Below are 1,864 nucleotides of genomic sequence, written 5' to 3' on the forward strand. Positions count from 1 at the left end.
TCTTTGACCGTCGTTTTGCCGCAGGAGCCGGTCACCGCCAGCAGCGGCAGGCTGAACTGCCGCCGCCATTGGGCGGCCAATGTCTGTAACGCTATCAGGGTATCTCCCACCAAGACGCCGGGTGCGGTGGCAGGGGTGCCGGTCAGCACGGCCCCGGCGCCCTGAGCAAGAGCATCAGGCACGAAGTCCTCGCCATTGAAGCGGTCGCCGCGCAATGCGACAAAAAGTTGTCCCGTCATCGGCTGGCGGCTGTCCGTGGCGATGCCCTGAATTTCTTTGCGGCCAGCGCTGCCGGGCAACAGCTTACCCCCGGTTATTCCAGCGATTTCTTTCAGTGAATAGCGGATCATGCGCTGAGCACCTCCGCGGCAATACTGCGATCCTGAAAGGGTAAACGCTGCCCCAGTATCTCCTGGATGCGTTCGTGTCCCTTACCGGCGATGAGCACCCAGTCCCCGGCCTGCGATGCAATGATGGCGGCCCGGATGGCCGCCGCGCGGTCATGGATCACGGTAGCCTGACCGGGCCGTTCCATACCGTCCAGGATGTCGTTGACGATAGCCTCGGGTGCTTCGCTGCGCGGGTTATCGTCGGTGAGAATGACGTGGTCGGCAAGGCGTTCGGCCACCCGCCCCATTTCCGGTCGTTTGCCATGATCCCGATCACCACCACAGCCAAAGACCACGGTCACGGCACCTTTGGCGACTTCGCGCAGGTCGGTCAGCACCCGCTGCAGCGCGTCTGGGGTGTGGGCATAGTCGATCATCACCTGTGCCTTGCCGGGGACCGGAGCCAAGCGCTGATATCGACCTTCCGGCAAATCGAGTCCGGCGATGGCGGCGTCACTGACCGGCCAGCCCATACCCTCGGCAGTGGCCAGCGCAGCCAGCAGATTCTGAATATTGCTGTTGCCGATGAGGGGGCTGCGCAGGCGCCGCGGGCCGCTAGGGGTATGCAGGTCGAGCAGGGTACCGCTGGCTCCGGGATGCCACTCGACAGCCTGGTAGTCGCCGCTTTTTACCCCGAAGCGCAGTTGCCGGACTTCCGGCAACACCGCGGCAGCGATCTGCCCAGCAAATGTATCGTCGCTGTTTACTACGGCCAATTGGAGGCCTGGCGTCTGGAAGAGGCGGGCTTTGGTCGCGCCGTAGTGCGCCATGTCCCCATGAAAATCAAGATGGTCCCGACTGAGATTGGTAAATACGGCAACGGAAAAGGGTACTGCCGCAACCCGTTCCAGCGCGAGCGCATGGGAGGAGACTTCCATGGCGATGACCTTGGCGCCCTGATCGCGCAGTGTCGCCAGGGTCTGCCACAAAGGGACCGGGTCCGGTGTGGTATTGACTTGGGAGATAAGCGCGTCCACGCGGCCGTAGCCAAGGGTGCCGATGATCATAGCGGGCTGCGGCGCGAGTTCGGCGATGAGGCGGGTGACGCTGCTCTTGCCGTTGGTGCCGGTAACACCAATGATGACAGGCGCCTGACCCGCGTCCCAGCGATGCCAGCGGCGCAATGCCCTACCGAGCAAAGCCCGCGCCTGCGGGCTTTGCCAGACGGGGTGACCCTGTTCGGTGTAAGTGCTCTCTTCACCGCCTTCCAACAGCGCTGCGCCTGCACCTGCCGCCCAAGCCTGTTGCAAAAATTGCCGACCGTCACCATGGCTGGTGTTCAATCCGACGTAGAGCATGCCCGGTCGCAGGCGGCGGGTATCGGTTTCAATGCCCTGCAGGGCAATTCCCGCCAAGGCAGTAGGCGTGGCGGGCAACAGGCTGGCGAGTGTCTCAGTGTGCGGCATCGCCAGCCCCCTCGGCCCAACGCCGCTCCTGGTCCGCGCTCCTGGGTTTCCCTGCCGCGGCATTCCAGG

General features: G+C 63.9%; 2 protein-coding genes. Both read right to left on the minus strand.

Annotated elements, in window-relative coordinates; genetic code table 11:
- A partial coding sequence (locus HF921_RS12190) for a Mur ligase domain-containing protein (protein ID WP_226834580.1) occupies positions 1-350 on the minus strand: 350 nt, incomplete at its 3' end.
- Positions 347-1,864: UDP-N-acetylmuramoyl-L-alanyl-D-glutamate--2,6-diaminopimelate ligase (locus HF921_RS12195; protein WP_226834582.1), on the minus strand; the 1,518-nt coding region annotated here is incomplete at its 5' end. The genes HF921_RS12190 and HF921_RS12195, both read right to left, overlap by 4 nt.

The sequence above is a fragment of the Acidithiobacillus ferriphilus genome (assembly GCF_018854775.1).
Taxonomy (GTDB): Bacteria; Pseudomonadota; Gammaproteobacteria; order Acidithiobacillales; family Acidithiobacillaceae; genus Acidithiobacillus; species Acidithiobacillus ferriphilus.